19 protein-coding genes are annotated in these 20,805 nt (G+C 41.8%); 1 reads left to right on the top strand and 18 read right to left on the bottom strand.

The window, feature by feature from the left end:
* Positions 1-90 precede the first annotated feature (90 nt).
* The 7 genes from ACW6PM_RS00170 to ACW6PM_RS00140 all read right to left on the bottom strand — a co-directional run bounded on the left by ACW6PM_RS00170 (position 91) and on the right by ACW6PM_RS00140 (position 8,412).
* Positions 91-1,158, bottom strand: a complete 1,068-nt coding sequence (locus ACW6PM_RS00170) for a LacI family DNA-binding transcriptional regulator (RefSeq protein WP_456055792.1) — start codon at positions 1,156-1,158, stop codon at positions 91-93.
* Between the two features lie 356 nt (positions 1,159-1,514).
* Positions 1,515-2,387, bottom strand: coding sequence for an N-carbamoylputrescine amidase (gene aguB, locus ACW6PM_RS00165; RefSeq protein ID WP_456055791.1), 873 nt, complete (start codon positions 2,385-2,387; stop codon positions 1,515-1,517).
* A gap of 89 nt (positions 2,388-2,476) precedes the next feature.
* Positions 2,477-3,607 (bottom strand): agmatine deiminase, encoded by a 1,131-nt coding sequence (gene aguA / locus ACW6PM_RS00160; protein WP_456055790.1) that lies wholly within the window; start codon positions 3,605-3,607, stop codon positions 2,477-2,479.
* The gene (gene nspC / locus ACW6PM_RS00155; protein WP_456055789.1) at positions 3,579-4,730 is read right to left on the bottom strand and encodes a carboxynorspermidine decarboxylase; all 1,152 of its coding nucleotides are present in this window, start codon (positions 4,728-4,730) and stop codon (positions 3,579-3,581) included. Before nspC ends, aguA begins: the two co-directional genes overlap by 29 nt.
* A 13-nt stretch (positions 4,731-4,743) precedes the next feature.
* Complete coding sequence (locus tag ACW6PM_RS00150) at positions 4,744-6,039, bottom strand: saccharopine dehydrogenase family protein (RefSeq protein ID WP_456055788.1); 1,296 nt, start codon at positions 6,037-6,039, stop codon at positions 4,744-4,746.
* Positions 6,040-6,087: 48 nt separating this feature from the next.
* A complete protein-coding gene (gene speE / locus ACW6PM_RS00145) occupies positions 6,088-6,945 on the bottom strand; it encodes a polyamine aminopropyltransferase (RefSeq protein ID WP_456055787.1) in 858 nt (285 codons plus the stop codon).
* Positions 6,946-6,960: 15 nt separating this feature from the next.
* A complete protein-coding gene (locus ACW6PM_RS00140) occupies positions 6,961-8,412 on the bottom strand; it encodes an aminotransferase class I/II-fold pyridoxal phosphate-dependent enzyme (RefSeq protein WP_022293549.1) in 1,452 nt (483 codons plus the stop codon).
* Between the two features lie 379 nt (positions 8,413-8,791).
* Here ACW6PM_RS00140 and ACW6PM_RS00135 point away from each other — a divergent pair, with 379 nt between their 5' ends.
* Positions 8,792-9,370 carry a tyrosine-type recombinase/integrase gene (locus tag ACW6PM_RS00135; RefSeq protein ID WP_456055786.1) on the top strand — a complete coding sequence of 193 codons (579 nt, stop codon included), beginning with the start codon at positions 8,792-8,794 and terminating at the stop codon, positions 9,368-9,370.
* Between the two features lie 6 nt (positions 9,371-9,376).
* On the opposite strand, the gene ACW6PM_RS00130 is transcribed toward ACW6PM_RS00135, so the two are convergent.
* The 11 genes from ACW6PM_RS00130 to ACW6PM_RS00080 all read right to left on the bottom strand — a co-directional run bounded on the left by ACW6PM_RS00130 (position 9,377) and on the right by ACW6PM_RS00080 (position 20,785).
* Positions 9,377-10,702 carry an MATE family efflux transporter gene (locus tag ACW6PM_RS00130; RefSeq protein ID WP_456055785.1) on the bottom strand — a complete coding sequence of 442 codons (1,326 nt, stop codon included), beginning with the start codon at positions 10,700-10,702 and terminating at the stop codon, positions 9,377-9,379.
* A 122-nt stretch (positions 10,703-10,824) separates the two neighbouring features.
* Positions 10,825-11,436, bottom strand: a complete 612-nt coding sequence (locus tag ACW6PM_RS00125) for an HAD family hydrolase (protein ID WP_456055784.1) — start codon at positions 11,434-11,436, stop codon at positions 10,825-10,827.
* Complete coding sequence (locus ACW6PM_RS00120) at positions 11,429-13,135, bottom strand: AAA family ATPase (RefSeq protein WP_456055783.1); 1,707 nt, start codon at positions 13,133-13,135, stop codon at positions 11,429-11,431. Before ACW6PM_RS00120 ends, ACW6PM_RS00125 begins: the two co-directional genes overlap by 8 nt.
* A gap of 203 nt (positions 13,136-13,338) precedes the next feature.
* The gene (locus ACW6PM_RS00115) at positions 13,339-13,716 is read right to left on the bottom strand and encodes a PH domain-containing protein (protein ID WP_456055782.1); all 378 of its coding nucleotides are present in this window, start codon (positions 13,714-13,716) and stop codon (positions 13,339-13,341) included.
* 342 nt (positions 13,717-14,058) lie between these two features.
* Positions 14,059-15,786, bottom strand: coding sequence for an AAA family ATPase (locus ACW6PM_RS00110; RefSeq protein ID WP_456055781.1), 1,728 nt, complete (start codon positions 15,784-15,786; stop codon positions 14,059-14,061).
* Between the two features lie 165 nt (positions 15,787-15,951).
* Positions 15,952-17,424: a methyl-accepting chemotaxis protein gene (locus ACW6PM_RS00105; protein ID WP_456055780.1), complete on the bottom strand. Its 1,473-nt coding sequence runs from the start codon at positions 17,422-17,424 to the stop codon at positions 15,952-15,954.
* 173 nt (positions 17,425-17,597) lie between these two features.
* The gene (locus tag ACW6PM_RS00100) at positions 17,598-18,041 is read right to left on the bottom strand and encodes an Hsp20/alpha crystallin family protein (protein WP_456055779.1); all 444 of its coding nucleotides are present in this window, start codon (positions 18,039-18,041) and stop codon (positions 17,598-17,600) included.
* A 226-nt stretch (positions 18,042-18,267) separates the two neighbouring features.
* Positions 18,268-19,116, bottom strand: coding sequence for a DegV family protein (locus ACW6PM_RS00095; protein ID WP_456055778.1), 849 nt, complete (start codon positions 19,114-19,116; stop codon positions 18,268-18,270).
* A 245-nt stretch (positions 19,117-19,361) separates the two neighbouring features.
* Positions 19,362-19,739, bottom strand: a complete 378-nt coding sequence (locus tag ACW6PM_RS00090) for a VOC family protein (RefSeq protein ID WP_456055777.1) — start codon at positions 19,737-19,739, stop codon at positions 19,362-19,364.
* Positions 19,736-20,146 carry a peptide deformylase gene (locus tag ACW6PM_RS00085; RefSeq protein ID WP_055062460.1) on the bottom strand — a complete coding sequence of 137 codons (411 nt, stop codon included), beginning with the start codon at positions 20,144-20,146 and terminating at the stop codon, positions 19,736-19,738. Before ACW6PM_RS00085 ends, ACW6PM_RS00090 begins: the two co-directional genes overlap by 4 nt.
* Before the next feature lie 135 nt (positions 20,147-20,281).
* Positions 20,282-20,785, bottom strand: a complete 504-nt coding sequence (locus tag ACW6PM_RS00080) for a hypothetical protein (protein WP_456055776.1) — start codon at positions 20,783-20,785, stop codon at positions 20,282-20,284.
* Between the last annotated feature and the right edge of the window lie 20 nt (positions 20,786-20,805).

Here is a 20,805-nt window from a genome sequence, read left to right as displayed (position 1 = left end):
CTTCCTTTATTTGTTTTATGTAACCGCTTTCATTGATTTGTAATAAGTAAGTGATTGTGTATTTTATGAGTAATACACAATCACTCATTCTTAAAATGTCTGATGAACCAGCGGAGAATTCAATATCATATGCTGAAATGTTTCATCCGGCTGCTCCAATCTCTTTATCAGCAGTTCCGCTGCTGAATGTCCTAATTCGTATGCATCACGTTGGATACAATTATACGGAATTCCAAGATACTGCATCATGTCAATTTCATCCAGTCCTATATGTGTATACATGTCTGTTTTTCCATGCGTATGCTCACATACCGCTTGTATATATCCTTTACTAAGTAAGTTATTACATGTAATTACAGCTGTAGGCTGCTTTGACTTCGCAATCATCTGTTTTGTCACCTGATATCCTGACACCCTCGTATATGTTCCTCTAAATACGAGCTCTTCGTCATATGGAATACCAGCCTTCTTTAGTCCTTCTAAATATCCTTCAAATCGCTGAACAGACAATATATTCTCTTTGTCTCCAATTATAATTGCAATTTTTCTGTGTCCTTCATTTGCCAATGCCAAAACTGCTTTTCGCACGGCACTCTGGTCATCAAAATGTACTATATCACACTTTAATCCTACATCTCGATCCATGCAGACAATCGGACAATTCATACGATCCAATTTTCTTTGCAGTTTATCAAGAACTCCAAGAGCGGAATAATTAACTGCCGGGATATACAGCAATCCTCTTACCCTCTGCATCTTCATCATGTCCAGTGCTTTATAATCCGTATCCATATCGTTATCATTTCCAGAATATAGCAGAGATAAGTTATGCCTCTTTGTAACTTCTTCAACCCCGGAAAACAGCTCTCCAAAAAAAGTATTGCTAATTTCCGGAACAATCACACCGACTGTAGACGAGCTTTTCATTGACAAATTTCTTGCTGTCTGAGATGGCGTATAATGCAGCTCCTTCATTATTCTACTAATATTTTCTCTGGTATGTTCTTCTACAATCTCCGGTGAGTTCAATACTCTGGAGACTGTTGCCTTAGATACACCTGCCCTCTCCGCAATATCTGATATTGTAATATTTTTATCGATTTTTAACCCCCTCCTTATGTAATCGGTTTCATTTGCCTGTATTATATTATTTTGCACATTCGATGTCAATATGTCAGTATTGTTTTCGTGATTATGCATAAATTTTCTATGCTTTTACATCATCACAAGCCTTTCTCTTTGTGCTATTTATACATGTAACCGCTCTCATCTCAGCTTGCCATAATAATTTGTCTACAGTCTGATGCAACATTTCTTAGAGAAATGTTGCATTTTTATTTGGCTAAACCTATTTTTCCAAAAGAACATACAGAAACAAGCCACTTAACCGGTCACAGGCTTACAGAATCGTAAAAGCTGCCGCCGGTAAAACAACACAGAATATAGCGCCTTTGCTGTATCCTGTGTTTTTAAATTAACTTTAAATTAATTTGCAATCATTAGGGTAATCTAAGCTAATTCTCCCCATACATCTGTGGCCGCCTGTCTCTGAACAGTCCCCAGCTCTTTCTCTCACTCTCCAGCTCATCCAAATCAAAACTGTGGAGTATGAAGCCCTCCGATACTCTGTCCATCTCCTCAACAACCTCTCCGGTTGCGTCTGTGATAAACGAAGAACCGTAAAAAGTAAGTGCAGAGCTCTGGTTTCCGTTTTCCGCACACGGTAAAACCTCCTCTGTGCCTACCCTGTTTGCCGCCACAACCGGCATCAGATTGCAGGCTGCATGCCCGGTCATGCACCGTCTCCAGTGCGGCATGCTGTCGCATTCCAGTATCGGCTCACTGCCTATGGCTGTTGGGTAAAAAAGTATCTCCGCGCCCTTTAAAGCCATGCCTCTTGCTGTTTCCGGGAACCACTGATCCCAGCATATGCCTACTCCTATGGTTGCATATCTTGTCTTAAAAGCTTTAAAGCCTGTATTTCCTGGTGTGAAGTAAAACTTCTCCTGATAATAATGATCGTCCGGAATATGTGTCTTTCTGTATATTCCAAGCACCTCTCCGTCGGCATCTATCACTGCCACAGAGTTGAAGAGCTGTCTGCCCTCTCCTGCCTCATAAAAGCTCACGGGAATCACCACGCCAAGCTCCTTTGCAAGTGCCTTCATGCTCTTTACCGCATCATTTTCAGAAAGCGGCTTTGCATAGTCATAATAATCGTACCGCCTCTCCTGACAGAAATACTGTCTCTCAAAAAGCTCCGAAGGAAGTATTATCTGTGCTCCGGCCTCTGCCGCAGCCCTTATAAGCTTTGCTGCTTTTTCAATATTTTCTTTTACATCACGGCTGCAGCTCATCTGGATTGCAGCAATTGTAACCTCTCTCATACTATTTCACCTCGCCTTTCTCACTCTGCCGTCTCACAACGAGCTTTTACCAAGCCTCAGTGTAACGGGGAATATTTCAACCAATTAAATTACTGTGGTATCTGCTGTGTGATACAGTGTATATTTCCCCCACCGACAATTATGTCGCGCGCATATATCGGATACACCTTTCTTCCCTCAAAAAGGCTTCCGATTACTTTAAGCGCAGCCTCATCCATCACATCACCAAACTGCGGAATAAGCACGCCACCGTTTGTGATGTAAAAATTCACATAGCTTGCCGCCAGGCGTTCTCCTGCCTCGCGCTCATCCTCACCCTCCTCAAAGGTGAAGCCCGAAAGCTCATATTCTGTGATACACACCGGCTTCTTTGGAATGTAAACCTTGTGAACCTCAATTTTTCTGCCCCTCGCATCAGTTTCATTTTCCAATATTTCAAGGTCCGCTGAGGACATCTGATACTGTGGGTCATCCTTATCATCAGTCCACGCAAGTACTACATGCCCCGGGCTTGTAAATGCACATACGTTGTCCACATGCTCGTTGGTTTCATCATTGTATATTCCATAAGGAATCCATATGATTTTTTCGGCACCCAGATAATCCTTTAATTTCTGTTCTATTTCAGACTTCGATAACTTTGGATTTCTGCCCTTGCTCAGCAGACAGCTTTCAGTCACTATCACAGTTTTCTCTCCGTCTGTATGTATGGCTCCGCCCTCGAGGACAAACGGATGCGCATCATACATGTCATATCCGGCTTCGTTGCAAAATAAAGCCGCTACTCTGTCATCCCTTGTCCAGTCTGCGTACAGACCATCCACCTTGCCGCCCCAGGCATTAAAGCACCAATCGATTCCTCTGACAGCGCCATTATCATTTTTCACAAATGTCGGCCCCACATCTCTGGCCCAGGCATCGTCCGACTCCATTTCTATATATTTCACCGAGAAATTTTCTTGATAATTTTTCCGATTCCTGACAGCCTCCACGACAGTCCTTGCATTGTCTATCACATCTGACTCAGCGAGCACAAATACCTGCTCAGACTCTGCTATTGCACAAATCACCTCCGCAAAAGCCTCTCTTGCACGCTTGGCACCGTAAATCCACGAGCCCGGGCGCTTTGGCCAGATGATGATGGCACCCTTGTGGGGAGCATACTCTGCCGGCATATAGAAGCCGTCTGCTCTAGGACAGCCTGCATTTAAAATCTTCATAGTCGAATCTCCTGATAACCTTACAATCCTTATTTTCATCCATTACTGCAATATCCGGAAGCGGCATGCCGTTAAAGGTATTATTTTTGACCATCGAGTAGATTGCCATATCGCAAAAGCACAGCCTGTCGCCGATTTTTATCTCTCTGTCAAATGAATAATCCCCTATCACATCACCTGCCAGACAGGTACATGATGACAGTCTGTAGGTATATTTCTTCTCCCCCGGCTCGCCACTGTCCATAAGCGGCGGACGATACGGCATCTCAAGCACATCCGGCATATGACAGGCCGCGGAGGTATCCAGAATGAGTATCTTTATGCCATTGTTTTCAACTATATCAAGCACCGTTGTCTCCAGATAGCCTGCATCAAGCGCAACAGCCTCTCCCGGCTCCAGATAGATTTCCAGATCGTATTTGTCACGCATATGCGTAATGCATTTTTCAAGCCTTTCAATGTCATAGTCTGCTCTTGTGATGTGGTGTCCGCCTCCCATATTGAGCCACTTAAGGCCATACAGCAGATCTGCGAATTTCTCCTCTACCGCTGCAAGAGTCGTTTCGAGCGCATCCGAATCCTGTTCACAGAGCGTATGAAAATGAAAGCCCTCTATACCCGATAAATCAAGCCCGTTTTTAATAGCCTTATCGAGTGCCTCTCTCGTTATCCCAAGCCTTGAGCCCGGCGCACATGGGTCATATATCTCATGCCCCTCCTGTGTGGAGCACTCAGGGTTTATTCTGAGCCCGACACTTATTTTTTTATCAGCCCTTTCGATTTTCTCCCTGTGAAGCAGATACTGCGATACGGAATTAAATACAATGTGGTCACATATTTCTACCAGCTCATCCATCTCCTGCGGCAAAAAAGCGGGACAGAATACATGGTTTTCCTTTCCCATTTCTTCATGTGCAAGGCGGGCCTCAAAAAGCCCGCTTGCAGTTGTCCCGCTTAGATATCTGCCGATAAGAGGATATTCATAAAATGCGCTAAATGCCTTCTGTGCGAGAAGAATCCTTGCACCTGTCCTTTGCATGACACCGTTTAATATCAAAAGATTTTCAGTTAATTTTCCCTCGTCTATCACATAACAGGGAGTTCTCAGTTCATTTATCTTCATACCGGCCTCCGGACTAATCCATGTGTACTGACTCATCCTCAGTCTTGTAGCAATCCACAGGAACCGGATTCTCCACTACCTGCCAAGGCAGTCCAAACTTATTAAGAGCCTCCATGTATGGATCCGGATCCATCTCCTCAAGGTTGAACACTCCCGGTTTCTTCCAGAGTCCCTTTACCACCATCATTGAGCCAATCATTGCCGGCACACCTGTGGTATAAGAAATCGCCTGCGACTCAACCTCCTTGTAGCACTCCTGATGGTCGCATACATTGTAGATGTAGATTGATTTTTCTTTGCCATCCTTGACACCTGTAAAAATACATCCGATATTTGTCTTTCCGACTGTACGAGGTCCCAATGACGCAGGGTCCGGAAGCAGCTCCTTAAGCACCTGTATTGGCACTATTTCCTTTCCGTCCACCATGATCGGATCTGTCCTCAGCATGCCTACATTCTCAAGACACTTCATGTGTGTGAGGTAGCTCTGTCCAAAGGTCATGAAGAATCTGATTCTCTTTATGCCCGGAATATTTTTGGCAAGTGACTCAATCTCCTCGTGGTGAAGCAGATACATATCCTTCTCTCCGACCTGGTCAAAATTGTACTGCGCTCTCCACTCCATAGGCTTTGTCTCTACCCAGTGTCCGTCTGTCCAGTATGAGCCGTTTGCAGAAACCTCACGCAGATTTATCTCAGGGTTAAAGTTTGTCGCAAACGGGTATCCATGGTCACCGCCATTGCAATCGAGAATATCTATAGTATGTATTTCATCAAAATAATGCTTCAACGCATATGCAGAATAAACAGAGGTTACACCCGGATCAAATCCGCTTCCAAGTATGGCTGTAAGTCCGGCCTCCTTGAACTTCTCCTGATATGCCCACTGCCATGAATAATCAAAATATGCTGTAAATCCAAGCTCCTTGCAGCGCTTTTCGTAGATTGCTCTCCACTTCGGATCCTCAGTATCCTCACACTCATAGTTGGCAGTATCAATGTAGTCAACACCACACGCAAGACATGCATCCATGATTGTAAGATCCTGATACGGAAGCGCAACATTTAAAACCGCATCCGGCTTGTATGCACTAATAAGCGATTTTAATTCCTCCACATTGTCGGCATCAACCTTTGCAGTCTCAATTTTTGTGCTTGTCTTTCCCTCAAGCTTTGCCTTTAAGTCGTCACATTTTGACTTGGTTCTGCTTGCAATCATAATCTCGGTAAATACCTCGCTGTTCTGGCAGCATTTTCTGATTGCCACCTGCGCAACTCCGCCACATCCGATAATAAGTAATCTGCTCATTTTTGTCCCTCCTGATTCGCTTTGGTTATGATATAGTTTATTATAATTTTACCTTGTTTCCTCTTCCTCGAGTAAATCCTCCACATATTTCGGAAGCATGAAGGCTCCCCTGTGTAAGTGTGTTGTGTAATACCAGGTTTTAAGCCCCAGTGCATCCCACCTTTGTGCATCCAGATCATAAAGCGGATGATACTTCTTCGATGCAAAGCCAAACAGCCAGTAGCCTGACGGACAGGTTGGAATATGTGCCTGATATACCCTGCTTATAGGAAATGATTTATACACCTTTCTGTGCATTTTCCGGCACTCAAGCTCGTCCTCATCATAAAACGGGCTTCCGTGCTGGTAAACCATGATTCCATCATCCTTTAGCGCCTTATAGCAGCTTCCGTAAAATTCTTTTGTGAAAAGTCCCTCCGTATGTCCGAGCGGGTCTGTCGAATCGTTGATTATCAGATCATATTCATCATGCTTTCTGCGTAGGAAGCGCAGACCGTCATCATAAAACATGGAGATTCTTTCGTCCTCAAGCCCACATGCCACCTCCGGGAAAAACCGCCTGCATACATCGACAAACATCTTGTCTGTCTCAACCACATCAATATGCTCGACTGACGGATATTTGATGAGCTCCTTTGCCACGCCGCCGTCGCCACCACCTATTATAAGTATCTTTTTGGCATTCGGGTGAACCGCCATCGGCACATGTGTGACCATCTCATCATATATAAACTCATCTGTGTCCGAAAAAACAATCTCGCCATCCAGCGCAACCATTTTTCCAAACTCATATGATTTAAACACATCTATTTTCTGATAATCACTTTGCCCTGAAAAAAGCTGCTCCTGTATCCTTACATCCAGCTTTACATTGACAGTATGATATTGTGAAAACCACATTTGCATAGATTTTCCTCCTGTTTACTGCTTTAATACCTTAAGATATTCTACCGCAGGATCCTCTGTTCCCTGCATTGAACAGCCCTTTTCCTTTGCGTAAACAATGTATTGTGCAATCTCTTTCGTGATAAGCTCTCCCGGTGCAAGAATCGGGATTCCCGGTGGATAGCACATGACAAACTCACCACTTACAGCGCCTACCGCATCCATAATGCGCACTGATTTCTTCTGCGAATAAAACGCCTCCTGCGGCGATACCGCCACCTTTGGATTTATGTACTCTCCCGACAAAAGTCCGGTCTTGTCCTTGCTGTAAAGGCGCTTGATATCCTCCAGCGCACCTACGAGCCTCTCTATATCCTGTATTCTGTCACCGATTGATATATACGCAAGTATATTACAGATATCTCCAAACTCTATCTGGATATCATACTCATCACGCAGCAGATCATATACCTCTATTCCGGCAAGCCCTATATCGAGCGTATAGATGGACAGCTTTGTCACATCATAATCATATATGCTCGTGCCGTTTACAAGGTCACGCCCATACGCATAATAGCCACCTATGGAATTAATCTCCTGCCTTGCGTACTCCGACATCTGCGCCACCTTGGCAAAGGATTCCTCGCCTCTGAGTGCTAAATTTCTTCTTGATATGTCAAGGCTTGACAATAGCAGATACGATGCGCTCGTGGTCTGGGTGAGGTTGATAATCTGCCTCACATAATCAGCATTCACATCCCTTCCGGTGAGCAGAATCGAGCTCTGTGTCAGGCTTCCACCCGATTTGTGCATCGATACCGCGGACATGTCTGCCCCGGCTGCCATTCCTGATATCGGAAGCCCCTTTCCAAAATAAAGATGTGTTCCATGTGCCTCATCCGTAAGCACCTTGATGCCCTTCGAATGAGCCAGCGCAACTATCGACTTAAGGTCAGAGCATATTCCGTAATACGTCGGATTGTTTACAAGCACAGCCTTTGCATCCGGATTTTCCTCTATAGCCCTCGCCACCTGGTCAATCTCCATTCCAAGCGAAATACCAAGCTTGGCATTCGTCTGCGGATTGACATAAACCGGTATCGCTCCGCAAAGCACGAGTGCATTAAGGGCGCTTTTATGAACATTTCTCGGCAGTATAATCTTGTCTCCTGCCTTGCATGTGGACAAAATCATGGCCTGCACCGCAGAGGTGGTGCCTCCTACCATAAGAAAAGCATTTGCCGCTCCAAAGGCATCTGCCGCAAGCTCCTCCGCCTCTCTGATTACCGAAACCGGATGGCACAAATTGTCAAGCGGCTTCATTGAATTGACATCGAGCCCTACGCACTTTTCCCCGAGCAGATGCACCAGCTCAGGATTTCCTCTGCCTCTCTTGTGACCCGGCACGTCAAACGGCACCACTCTCTTCTTCTTAAACTCCTCAAGAGCCTCATAAATCGGCGCTCTTTCCTGTCTTTTGATATCCATTTACTTCTCCTGTATTTAAAAAGGATGATGCGTGCAAGCATCATCCTTTAGATTCGTCTTAACAACAGTAAAATCGTAACATATACTATGGAGTTATGCAAGAATTTACGTTTTATTTTATATAAACACTTTTAACCTTCCGACTATAAAGAGGAAGCCGGTACATGTGGAGTGCACCGACTTAAAATATGAAAAAGATTAATATGAGTATTTCTTTTGTTTATGTTGTCAGTATACAGGGCAATTGTGAAAATGCTGTGTTTACTTTCTTACCCTTTTATAAACAAAATATTAATGCAGCACAACAAAAAGAGCTCCTTTCGAGCTCTTTGCGCTTTGTATGTGCCAGATAACATTTTCTACTATAAAGGAGTATTCAATGGGAACTACACAGCCAATCCGAAACAAGGACGAACTCACGGCTTTCAGGATGTACTATAAGGATATCCGTCCAAACAGCCGCAATTACTGTTTAATTGTGATGGGATTAAACACAGCACTACGAATTAGTGACCTGCTTAGATTAAAGTGGGACAACGTTTACCATTTCGAACATCATGAATTTCGCACTCATTTTCTTATCAACGAGCAAAAGACCGGCAAGAGTAACTATGTCACTCTAAACTACAATGCCACCGATGCTCTGAAAGATTATTTCAATGAACGTAATCCAAATGACCATGAATTTATTTTTACCAAGAACACCAGCAGATACCAGCCGATAAGCAGGACTCAGGCATATCGTATTGTAAAGACTGCTGCCGGCAAAACAGTGCAGGATGAGCACATCAGCTGTCATTCGCTGAGAAAGACCTTTGGCTATCATGCCTGGAAGAATGGCACTCCTCCCGCTCTGCTCATGGATGTCTATAATCACTCATCATATGAGATTACCCAGCATTATCTGGGGATTGAGCAGGATGAGAGGGATGAGATTTATCTGAAGCTTGAATTATAGTACCGTCTATTCCGCCGGCCACGATTTTCTGAGAGCCACATAGGAAATCAGAAAATTGGCAAGCCAGCCGGCCGGTACAGCAAGCCATACAAATGCAATACCGAAACGCGGTGCACAGATTAAGGCAACCGACAGGCGGATTGCCAGGTTTACCATATTGGCAGCGAGAAACGGACGCATGATGCCAAGTCCACGAAGCACTCCATCTGTAGCCATCTTGATGCCCATGAAAATGAAAAAGAAACCAATCCATCTCATATAATCCCCGGATACCTGATATGCCAGGGCTGTTCCGTCTTTACCCAGGAATAATGAGGAAATCTGAGTATGCAGTGTTTCAATGACTATGAATGCAAGCACCGCAAAGCACAGGTCTAGCACCAGCGCGGCGTGATAGCCTTTTTTGATACGTTCTGTCTTCTTTGCTCCGAGATTCTGTGAAACAAACGGTGAAACCGCATTTCCAATGGATACAAATATCAGAGAAAAAACATTCTCTACCCTCATCGTTGCCGAATAACCTGCAAGCGCCTGTGTACCAAACGGATTCACAACTGCCTGTACTATCATCATGCCAATTGACACGGTAGACTGCTGGAGAACCGAAGGCACAGCAATCCGAAGCATGAAACGAAGCTCATGCCTGTCAAACCATTCAAAGCAACTTTTATACCGGCGCATCCGGCTAAAGAAAATCAAAAGTGAAAACACTGCAGAGATTCCCTGTGCTATGAGAGTTGCAAGTGCTGCACCAAATACACCAAGGCCCAGGCCTGCCACCATCCAAAGGTCCATAAATATGTTTAACACAGATGAAAATATCAAAAGCCCCAGCGGAATCCTTGACTCACCAATCGATGTAAACATCGTTGAAAGTATATTGTACATAAACAGAAACGGAAATCCCACAAAATAAACGCGAAGATACAGCACTGCCTCATCCAGTATATCTGCAGGTGTCTGTAACATGCTCATCATTGAATGTGAAAAGCAAAAACCAAAGATACCCAGAATTACACTTAAAACCAGAAAACTGATCAGTGATGTTGATACTATCGTTTTCATTTTGCCATAATCCCTGGCGCCGAAATAACGGCTCACAAGTACACCTGCCCCTACACCGGCTCCAAGAGCTATACATATGAACACATTCGTAAGCGCAGCACAGGCTCCGACTGCCGCAAGTGCAGAGGAGCCTACAAACTGGCCAACGATGATTGAATCAGCCATATTATATACTTGTTGAAAAAAGCTGCCCAAAATAATAGGCATTGCAAAAACTGTCAGTGCCTTTAAGGGGGCATCTGTAATTAAATATTCATCTTTTGTCATTATTTTTTCCTCACTCCGCTATATTAGCTATAGTATAGCGAATAATCTCCTGTCTTTTATATTATTTCCTTTTCTCTGTCTTACAAAGCTTCATTTTAACCTTACTCCTTTACAATACTGTTTTATTTCTCAGACAGCATCCTCTCCAGCTTTTTCTTTCCGGTCTCATAGTCTGTAAACACTATTCCCTCCATACCAAGCTTTCTTCCACCCTCGATATTCTCCGGTCTGTCATCTATGAACACACATTCCTTTGGATTCAGATTGTATTTATCAAACAAACACTGATAGATACCGGCATCAGGCTTTATCATCCCAACCATAGCTGAAATGACTTTGCCGTCAACAAGTGATACAAAACTAAGTTCACTGTGTGTATGAAGCTCGAAATAATCCTTTGGATAATTCGATAACAAATACACTTTATAGCCTCTGCTCTTTAACTCCTTAATCCAGTCTGCTGCATAGTCGAATGCCTTTACAACAAAAGCCTTTCCCTCTTCGAAAAATCTCCTGATATCTGCCTCATACTGTGGAGCCACCTTAACCATCTCATCAATTATCTCGTTCTCAGGAATGACACCACGGTCCAGCTCAACCCAGACAGGGTTTTCATATGTTGCATGGGCTAAAGCTGCTATTTTATTTTCTTCTATGCCAATCTCACGCATTGCCTCGTCCGGCTGGAACCTGACGAGCACGTTTCCTATATCAAATACTATGTTTTTAATCATTTATTTTTTCTCCTACAACCCTGCACACTTTCTTAAAGCATGCAATACCATACTTGATGAAGTTATCCATACCATCCTGCTTTAGCTTTGCCACATAATCTTTTTCCTCAATCTGCTTTAATGCCTTATCACAGGCAGCATCCAAATCACCATCTTCAGCGTACTTGAGCTCTATTACAATTCCTGTTCTGTTTGTCGGTACTTCCACAAGTATGTCACTATATCCGATTCCCGACTCAGCATTCGATTTGATAAGCCAGTTTGACTTGTAGCCCAGGAGCCCCAACAGAATGCCATGATAAAAATTTTCTTTCTTCTCTTTTGCAACTGCTGTATCTCGTATGCTTATTGTGTTCCACAGATAATCACCATATATCTGTTCAATCTTTTGTGCATCTTCATTCACAAACGCACTGCAAAGCTCTTCGAGTGTTTTTCCATCACTTTTAGACACATCCGAAAACCATTCTTTTATTTTTTTGACAAAAAGATTTCTGATTTCTCTGTTTGGAATTACAAGACAATATTTTCCGCTTTCAGTGCGGCCGTTGTGCGTCAGATAACCTGTCGTAAAAAGCACGCTCCACAGATTTTCTATGCTCTTATATATCTCGTCGTAGGTCAGCTCAGGAGCTACATCCTTTTCAATACTCTCCCCTGCTATCAGCCTCTCTATTTCCGTTTTTGTTGAAACATCAGCCATATCGATAAATCTGCGGACAATCGCATTTCCGCTTGAGTTTGACCAGAAATCCTGCGGTTCTGCAGTCTTGTCATATTTTAACTGATCAACATAGTTTATGACATCCCATGGACAATAAATATCAGCCTTACCAAAATGATACCCATCATACCATTCCTTTGTCTCTTCGAAATGTGATGCCAAATCGTAATCATCCAGTATTTTCTTCACTTCATTATCTGTAAATCCAAACTGTTCATCAAATCTTGCATCCAGAATAGACATCACCTTAAAGTTATTGAGCCCTGTAAAGATGCTTTCCTTCGTGATCCGTAAACATCCTGTCAAAACTGCAAACTGCAGGCTCTCATTTGTCTTTAATGCCATTCCAAAGAGTCCTCTGATGAGTGAAACCATCTCATTATAGTAACCATTCTGAAATGCCTTATCCAGAGGAACATCATATTCATCAATTAATATTACCGTCTTTTGCCCGAAATGCTTATATAATAATTGAGATAAAATCTGCAGACTCGATACAAGCACTTTTTCATCCATTGCATTCGTTCCATCCTTCAATGCAATAATCGCCTTGTAGCGCTTTTTTTCATTTTCTGACAGATATTCACTATCTTCCAAAAAGCCGAATCTTTCTGCCTCTATTCCTACAAGCTCAGTAATACGATATATGGCATCCTCGTATTTCAATCCCTCCACGCTCTTTAATGACAGGAATATAACCGGATATTTACCCATATGTTCTTCGCAAAGTGCCTTATTTTGCGCAATATATAAGCCATCAAACAATGACTCATCCGCCCCGGTTTCAAAAAAAGCCTTAAGCATACTCATGTTCAGGGTTTTACCGAAACGGCGCGGCCTCGTAAAAAGAGTGACCTCTCCACCGGTTTCAACCAATTGCTCTATGAGCTTTGTCTTGTCAATATAATAAAAGCTGTTCCTTCTGATTTTTTCAAAACTATCAATTCCTACCGGCAGTTTTAAAGTGCTCACCATATGAACCTCCACAAAACATATCAATCCGCTATACTTAGCTATAGTATAGCGGATTGAGGGGCAAATTACAATTATTATTACTATTCCGGATTTATTCCAAACAATTCCCTTTTTAAAAGAATTGCAGTAATTTAAAAAACAATAAAGAGCTGGAATAAATTCCAGCCCTCTGATATGAGAGATAATATTTCTTCTGAGTATGACTAGATATGTGCTTTATTTTTGATGCATTCAAGCCATATTTTTCTTTTAAGTACAGAGCATTTTGCTGCACGATTTTTACCTTTTTCATCTGTGTATGCAACTTTAATCCCAGTTGGCATAATCGGTATTATACCACCTACATTACAAAGTGAAAGCCCTGTAATCTTGTTAAAAGGAATATTAAGCGTTTTAGCTCCTAAAAGACCACCTACAAATATAAGATTTGTTTCTGTAAGGAAAAAATTTCCTCTTGTCTGAGATAACATTTCCCATAAATCACCCTGTGTATGATCTGTGATTTTATCAGATACACTGATTAATTCACCTTTACGTAAGGTTTCTTCCCATTCTTGTTTCTTTTGTTCTGTTAATGCCATTTTCAAACTCCTTTAATAATAGTATAGTTTTTTATTTATATATCCTTGTAAAAATAAAGCATACAAAGATAAAAAAATCTTTACTTTCTTCTCCACACCAATAACGGTATCCAAGAAGATAATTGTTTATCATATCATCCCACGAATCAAACAACCATGCAAGTAAAAGCAATACTACAACTAACATAACTTTTCTACTTTGTACTTAATATTCCCATAAATTATTATATTTTCGAAACAAAGACATTTTACATTAACGCGCTAAAGTTTTCAATAGAACATAATGCCTATTTTCACTATATTTTTTAAATACAAAACCACTTTACAGCTTTTATTATGTTTTTAATCATTTATTTTTTCTCCTACAACCCTGCACCTTTTCCTGCAAAAAGCAATGCCGTATGCTAAAATATCGCACCTGCCCTCATCGCGCAGAGCCTCATCATATCTCTTCTCCTTAATCTGCGTCATAGCCGCCTCACACGCTGCATCAAGGTTTTTCATCTCTTTTGCATATTTCACTTCAATAACTATGCCTGCATCCGGGTCCTCCGGCTTGATTAAAATATCACTGAAACCGTCTCCCGACTCACGATTTGACTTAATAAGCCAGCCCGGATTGCTTCCGCGAAGCAGGCCGAGGAGCAGACCGTGATAGAAATTCTCTTTCATATCATCAGAAGCCTTGGTATCAAGTATACTTATCATGCGGCTCATCACGATGTTAAGCTGTCTTGCAATCTGCTTCTCATCTTTATCAAGGATAGCTCTAGATAAAAGCTTCATGGTATCATCATCTTTTGCGACAACAGCCTTGAACCACTCCTGAATCTGGAGAACAAACACTTCTCGCACCTCTTTATTGGGAATCACCAGCTTGTAGGCATAGCTCTCGCTGTCAGGTAGCTTCACCTCACCAGCCTTAGTCAGGTAGCCTGTTGTAAAAAGTACGCTCCACAGATTGTCTATAGTATTGTCAATCTCATCATAGGTCAAGTCAAGGCGGAGCTGTTTCTCCACAAATCCACCTGCCACGAGCTTTTCTATCTCATCTCTCGTGGTCTGGTCTGCCTTGTCTACAAAGCGCTTCACCATGTCATTGCCACTGCTGTTAATCCAAAATGCACTCGGTCTGGCTGACGGGTCAAAAACCAGCTTCTTGGCAAAATTTATTACATCCCACGGACAATAAATATCGGTATTACCGAAATGATAGCCATCATACCACTCCTTTACATCAGGGTAACGCTCAGACCTGTCATAATCTAAAAGCAGCTTCCTTACCTCATCATCAGTAAAACCAAACTGCTCATCATGGGCAATATCTACAATGGAATTGATTTCAAAATTGTTGAGACCTGTAAAAATACTCTCCTTGGATACACGAAGACAGCCTGTGAGTACGGCAAACTGCAGAAACTCATTAGTCTTGAGTGCCTTTCCAAAGAGTCCTCTGATAAGTGAAACCATCTCTTTATAGTAACCATTCTGGAATGCCTTATCCAGAGGTACATCATATTCATCAATTAATATTACTGTCTTTTGCCCGAAATGCTTATATAATAATTGAGATAAAATCTGCAGACTTGATACAAGCGCTTTTTCATCCATTGCATTCGTTCCATCCTTCAATGCAATAATCGCCTTGTAACGCTTTTTTTCATTTTCTGACAGATATTCACTATCTTCCAAAAAGCCGAATCTTTCTGCCTCTATTCCTATAAGCTCAGTAATACGATATATGGCATCCTCGTATTTCAATCCCTCCACGCTCTTTAATGACAGGAATATAACCGGATATTTTCCCATATATTTGTCACAAAGCTCTTTGTTGCCTGAAATATATAAGTCTTCAAACAAAGACTTCTCCATGCCAATCTCAAAAAAGCTTTTTAGCATGCTCATATTGAGGGTCTTTCCGAAACGCCTTGGACGTGTAAAAAGAGTCACCTTTCCCCATCCCTGTAAAAGCTGTTCTATAAGCCTTGTCTTGTCAATATAATAGAAACCGAGTTTTCTAATTTCCTCAAAATTTTCAATTCCTACCGGCAGTTTTAAAGTGCTCACCATATGAACCTCCACAAAACATATCAATCCGCTATACTTAGCTATAGTATAGCGGATTGAGGGGCAAAATACAAATATTATTACCGTTCTATTATTCCCATTTTTCTATACACAAAAAGAGTTCTTTCGAACCCTTTTCATCCTTTTATAATTCTTTGTTGCCAGCATCTATGAATGAGAAGCCAGTGTTGCCAGCTTCTGCATAATCGCACTTACATCCTGCATTACATTCAAATTGTCTTCCTCTGCCTGCATCGTCTCGCCTGCGTGCGCCGATACCTGCTGGGAAATCGCTGAGATTGTCTGAATGGAATCTATAATTTCCTTATTTGCATTCTGCAGCTCGGAAATGCTTCTTGAAAGAGTATCTGCATTTTCCTGAATTGCCCGCGTATTGTCCTCTATACTCTCAAAGCTTTCTTCTGCATTAGATGCACCGGTCTTCTCTTCGTTAATTCCATCTACCATCTTGGAGACAACACCGACCACCTCCATGATTGCATTGGATACGTTGTTTATCAACTCTGTAATATGTACGGTTGCTTCTTTGGTTCTCGTTGCCATACCGGAAATTTCTGTTGCAACGACAGAAAATCCTCTTCCTGCCTCTCCGGCACGGGCTGCTTCAATGCTCGCATTCAATGCAAGAAGACTCGTTTGATTCGTAATGCCTCCAATCAGTTCTACAATGGAATTCATTTCATCCATATACTGGTTCAGATTTTCCAGTTTTTCTGTAACCTCGGTTCCATTATCAACAGAAGCTTCAACTTCCGATGCCAGGTGCTCGATATCCTGTTTGCCTTCCGCTAACGCTTTCAGAGTAAGCGTCATGCTGTTTCCGATTTCTTCCACAGCGGTTGCAACTTCATCCACCTTATCCTGAATTGCCTGCGTCTGTTCCAACTGATTCTGCACATGCTCTGCGGTATCAGTAGCACCTGCAGATACTTCCTGCATTGCCTCAGTCGTTGTCTTAGATGCCGCTGTCAGCTTTTCGAAACGAACATTGATATCTGCAATATTGCCGGAAAGCTGCTGACCAAGTTCCTCATTCCTTTCCAGAAGATTTTCTGCCTCTGCTTTTGCCTGCGCCACTTCTGTAAATCTCTTTCTTGTGTTTTCGCGAATCACTTTTGTAGTCAAAACAGAATTTGCTCCAACCATGATCATAACAACAATCTGTACAACTGCTGCTTCGATTCCATGATACCCAAAACCGCCTTTTGTCGCACCAAGCACAACAACAATGAAACTCTCTAATATGGTACCTGTATTTATCAGAAGAAGAAAACGTGTATCACTGTAAATGGTGACGACAAAAACCATCGGAATTACAAATACATAAATCATATTTGTTGGTGAGGTAAAAAGACATATTGTGTAAAACAATGCAAATCCATAGGAAACCAGATGTTTGATCATCGCATGTTCCGTATTACCTTTCCAACAAATCACCTCGCCAATCAAAGGTATGACACCAACGACCGTAGCGATTATCATATATACCGGAGACAGTTGTCCTCTTACTATTTCCCATATCATAAAAAACACCATAACCGTTACCGTACTGATATGCGCCAGCATCGCAATGCGATTCGACCGCGTCAATTCCGAAATTTCTTTTGTTTCCATCATCATAATTCCTCCTCTCGAAAAGCTTTTCCTGCTTATAGGACTATTCTTCTAATTTTTAAAATATCATAAATATCCACACACTTCAAGAAAATCTTCCTATTCCTCTTGATTTTAATTTAAAAAGCCGCCCAGGCCATAGGCCTGTGCGACTTCTCATAAAATAATTTAAATTAAGCTTATCCTTCAATAGCAATATGCTTTGTGGTCTCAACCTTCTTTGGCTCCTTCTTCGGAACTGAAAGTTTAAGAATACCATCCTCATACTTTGCCTTGATATCTTCCTGTTTCAGCTCATCACCTACATAGAAAGACCTGCTCATAGCGCCGGAATAGCGCTCCTTACGGATGTACTTGCCATCCTTCTCGTCCTTTTCTTCCTTGTCAAGTCCTTTGGCTGCGCTGATAGTTAAGTAACCATTTTCCAGCTTAGCCTCAATCTCATCCTTCTTGAAGCCCGGAAGATCTATATCTACTTCGTAGCTATTGTCAGTTTCCTTGACATCAGTCTTCATAACGTCCTTTGCGTGTTTACCATAAAGCACCTTATCAACATCAGGAAATGAAAAATCCATCCAATCATCGTTAAATAAGTTTTCTCCAAAAATACTAGGCATCAACATAAGTCATCTCTCCTTCTTAATCTATAAAATCTGTGTCAACCTGTTTCTTTGGAACCGGGATGTTTCAAGAACTCAAAGCCTTTGCTTTTTGTTCCTTTCCTTTGTTCTTGACTATGTTATACACCCAAAATTAGCACTCGTCAAGAGAGAGTGCTAATAATTTATAAATTGTTTATAATTTGCTTTTGACACACCGGAATTATTATTTACCGGGGCATATATTGCATTATTTTGATATAAATAAAACGCCAAGCGTACCCGGTCCACAATGTGATGAAATCACACCACCTGCTCTTGTCTCTATAATTTCCTTGAAAATGCCAAGCGAAGCGATATAATCTCTTACCTCATCAACAACGCTTTCATCGCATTCAGAATGTGTGATAAATACTCGGTCCGTCATTGCATTTTTCATATCATCCTCTAAATCGTGGGCATAATTCTTTATTACCTTGCCGATTTTGCCGCGGTATTTTTTGCTTGCATCCATTTTTCCCTCTTTCACAACAATCATAGGATGAAGTGCCAATGCTCCGCCGATTAACGCGGAAACAGCACTACATCTGCCACCTCTGTAAAGATATACAAGTGTATCAACCACAAAACTAGCCCGGACTTTTGGAATTAATTCAGAAATTCTTTTTCTGATTTCTTCACGCGATTTACCGTCTGCCGCCATAATTGCAGCCTCCACAACAAGCAGACCAATTCCTGTTGACAAATTTCTTGAATCAATTACAGTGACCGCATCTTCTGCTTCCATTTCTTCCGCCGCCATCCGAATTACATTCCCGGATGTTGACATCTCGCCGGATATCGAGAAACAGATAATTTCCCTGCCAGCCTCAATATATGGACGCATAATGTTCATAGCCGTCTCTATGGATGGTGCCGAAGTCTTCGGTGTCGTCTTATTTTCATCCGCCCATTTATATAATGCAGCTATATCAATTGCCGGGCCGTCTTCTAATTCTTCGTTTCCTTTTACTATATGTAAAGGAATAATATCGATATCGTATTTCTTTAAAACTTCCTGTGACAGATCGCATGTGCTGTCAGATATAATTTTTACCATTTTAACACCTTCAGGCTTTCAAAAGTCATTTTGTCCTTCCTTTCTGTTCTATTATACTATCTTATTTTATTGTTTCAATTGCAGCATAAATATATGATACTGATTTATTGAATTTACTGCAACATAATCTTGAAGTTTATGTAATGTATTTCGGTAACAAAGGTATTCAGAAAAGACTCTTTACTCTATATCATTTTTTGAGTAATTCCAATGCTCTGTCCATTGATACGCAGTCCGCATATCGTTCAGGCCATAAATTTATCCCATGGAGTACGCACCTCAATAAGGTTTCCGGACGGATCATAAAATCTTACAAGCTTTTGTCCTCCGTCAAGTTCTGTCAATTCTGTAGCATACCTGAACGCATACTTCCCTGACTCCAGCTTTTTAACTACACCTTCGATATCATTATCTTCAAAATACAGTTCTGTCCTGTTATTGTATGGAATAGTCTGTATCTGCATGCTTTCCTGCCATATTCCGGAATCCTGCAGTACAAGCCCCTCCGACATTATTACATTACCTTCCTGTCTCGAAATCACATTAAGGCCAAACAGTTCGTTATAGAAGTGGATTGACTCTTCGATATTGTCCACTACTATTAGTATGTTCTTTAGCTTCATATGACCACCCCATTACAATGATCCACCTCATGCTGAATTATCTGTGCTGTCCAGCCTGTGTATTTGCCATGTTTCTTTTTGAAATTTTGGTCGAGATAATCCACTTCAATCTCTTTATATCTCGTGCATGGTCTCACACCCTCCAGCGAAAGACAGCCTTCCTCCGTCTGAAAAGCTCCTGATTTTCCGGTAATCACCGGATTAATCATTGCAAATTGGAATGGTCCGGCCGCAACCACTATGATATTCTTTTTCACGCCAATCATGTTAGCCGCCATGCCAACACAATGGTCAAGATTTGCTCTCAATGTGTCAAGTAAATCCGTAACCACCTGTTTGTCATCTTCTGTAGCATCCACTGATTTCTGTGCAAGAAACAATGGATCACGCATTATCTTCTTTACCATTATTTACTTCCTGTTATACCTTTCTTCTTAATTTTTTGTCCAAATAATAACCGTATCTTCCCTGTCTTCCATCATGTGGAAAACCTTCATCGCCACCGTATCCATCGTATGGCATAGCAATACCTCCCCAAAAATTTACCAGTCCTCATCATCGTCATCAATAGCATCATCTACACCGGCCGCATAATCATCATCGCTGTCGTATCTGTCATCATCATAGTCTCCATCCATGTAGACATCATCATAACCATCATCGTATGAATCATGATAATATTTCTTTGAACCGGAGCCGCTGCTTGAAGAGCTTCCTGAATATGTAGAGTTGCTACCGGAATTGCCATAGCTGCTCGTACTGCTGCCCGAAGAATTTGTACTGGTTCCTGATGAACTACTACTATTGTATTTTCCGGAAGAATAGCTTTTTGGTGTATAACTGTCGCTTCCATTACTGCCACTTGAATGATACGATGAACTGCTATGTGACGAGTATGAGCTTGATGGTGAATAGTCATAATCATAATACTCTTCATCATCAGAACCAGACCAAAATCCTGAAAGTCCGCCTATGATAGCAAATACTCCGATAGCTACCAGAAATAAAATTATGTTTTCTGCAATAGAATTTTTGTTATTTCTCATAATCGCACACTCCCTTATAG

It is taken from the genome of Agathobacter sp. (assembly GCF_977054825.1).
Note: the sequence above shows the minus strand (reverse complement) of the source record. Positions and strands in the feature narration are given on the sequence as shown.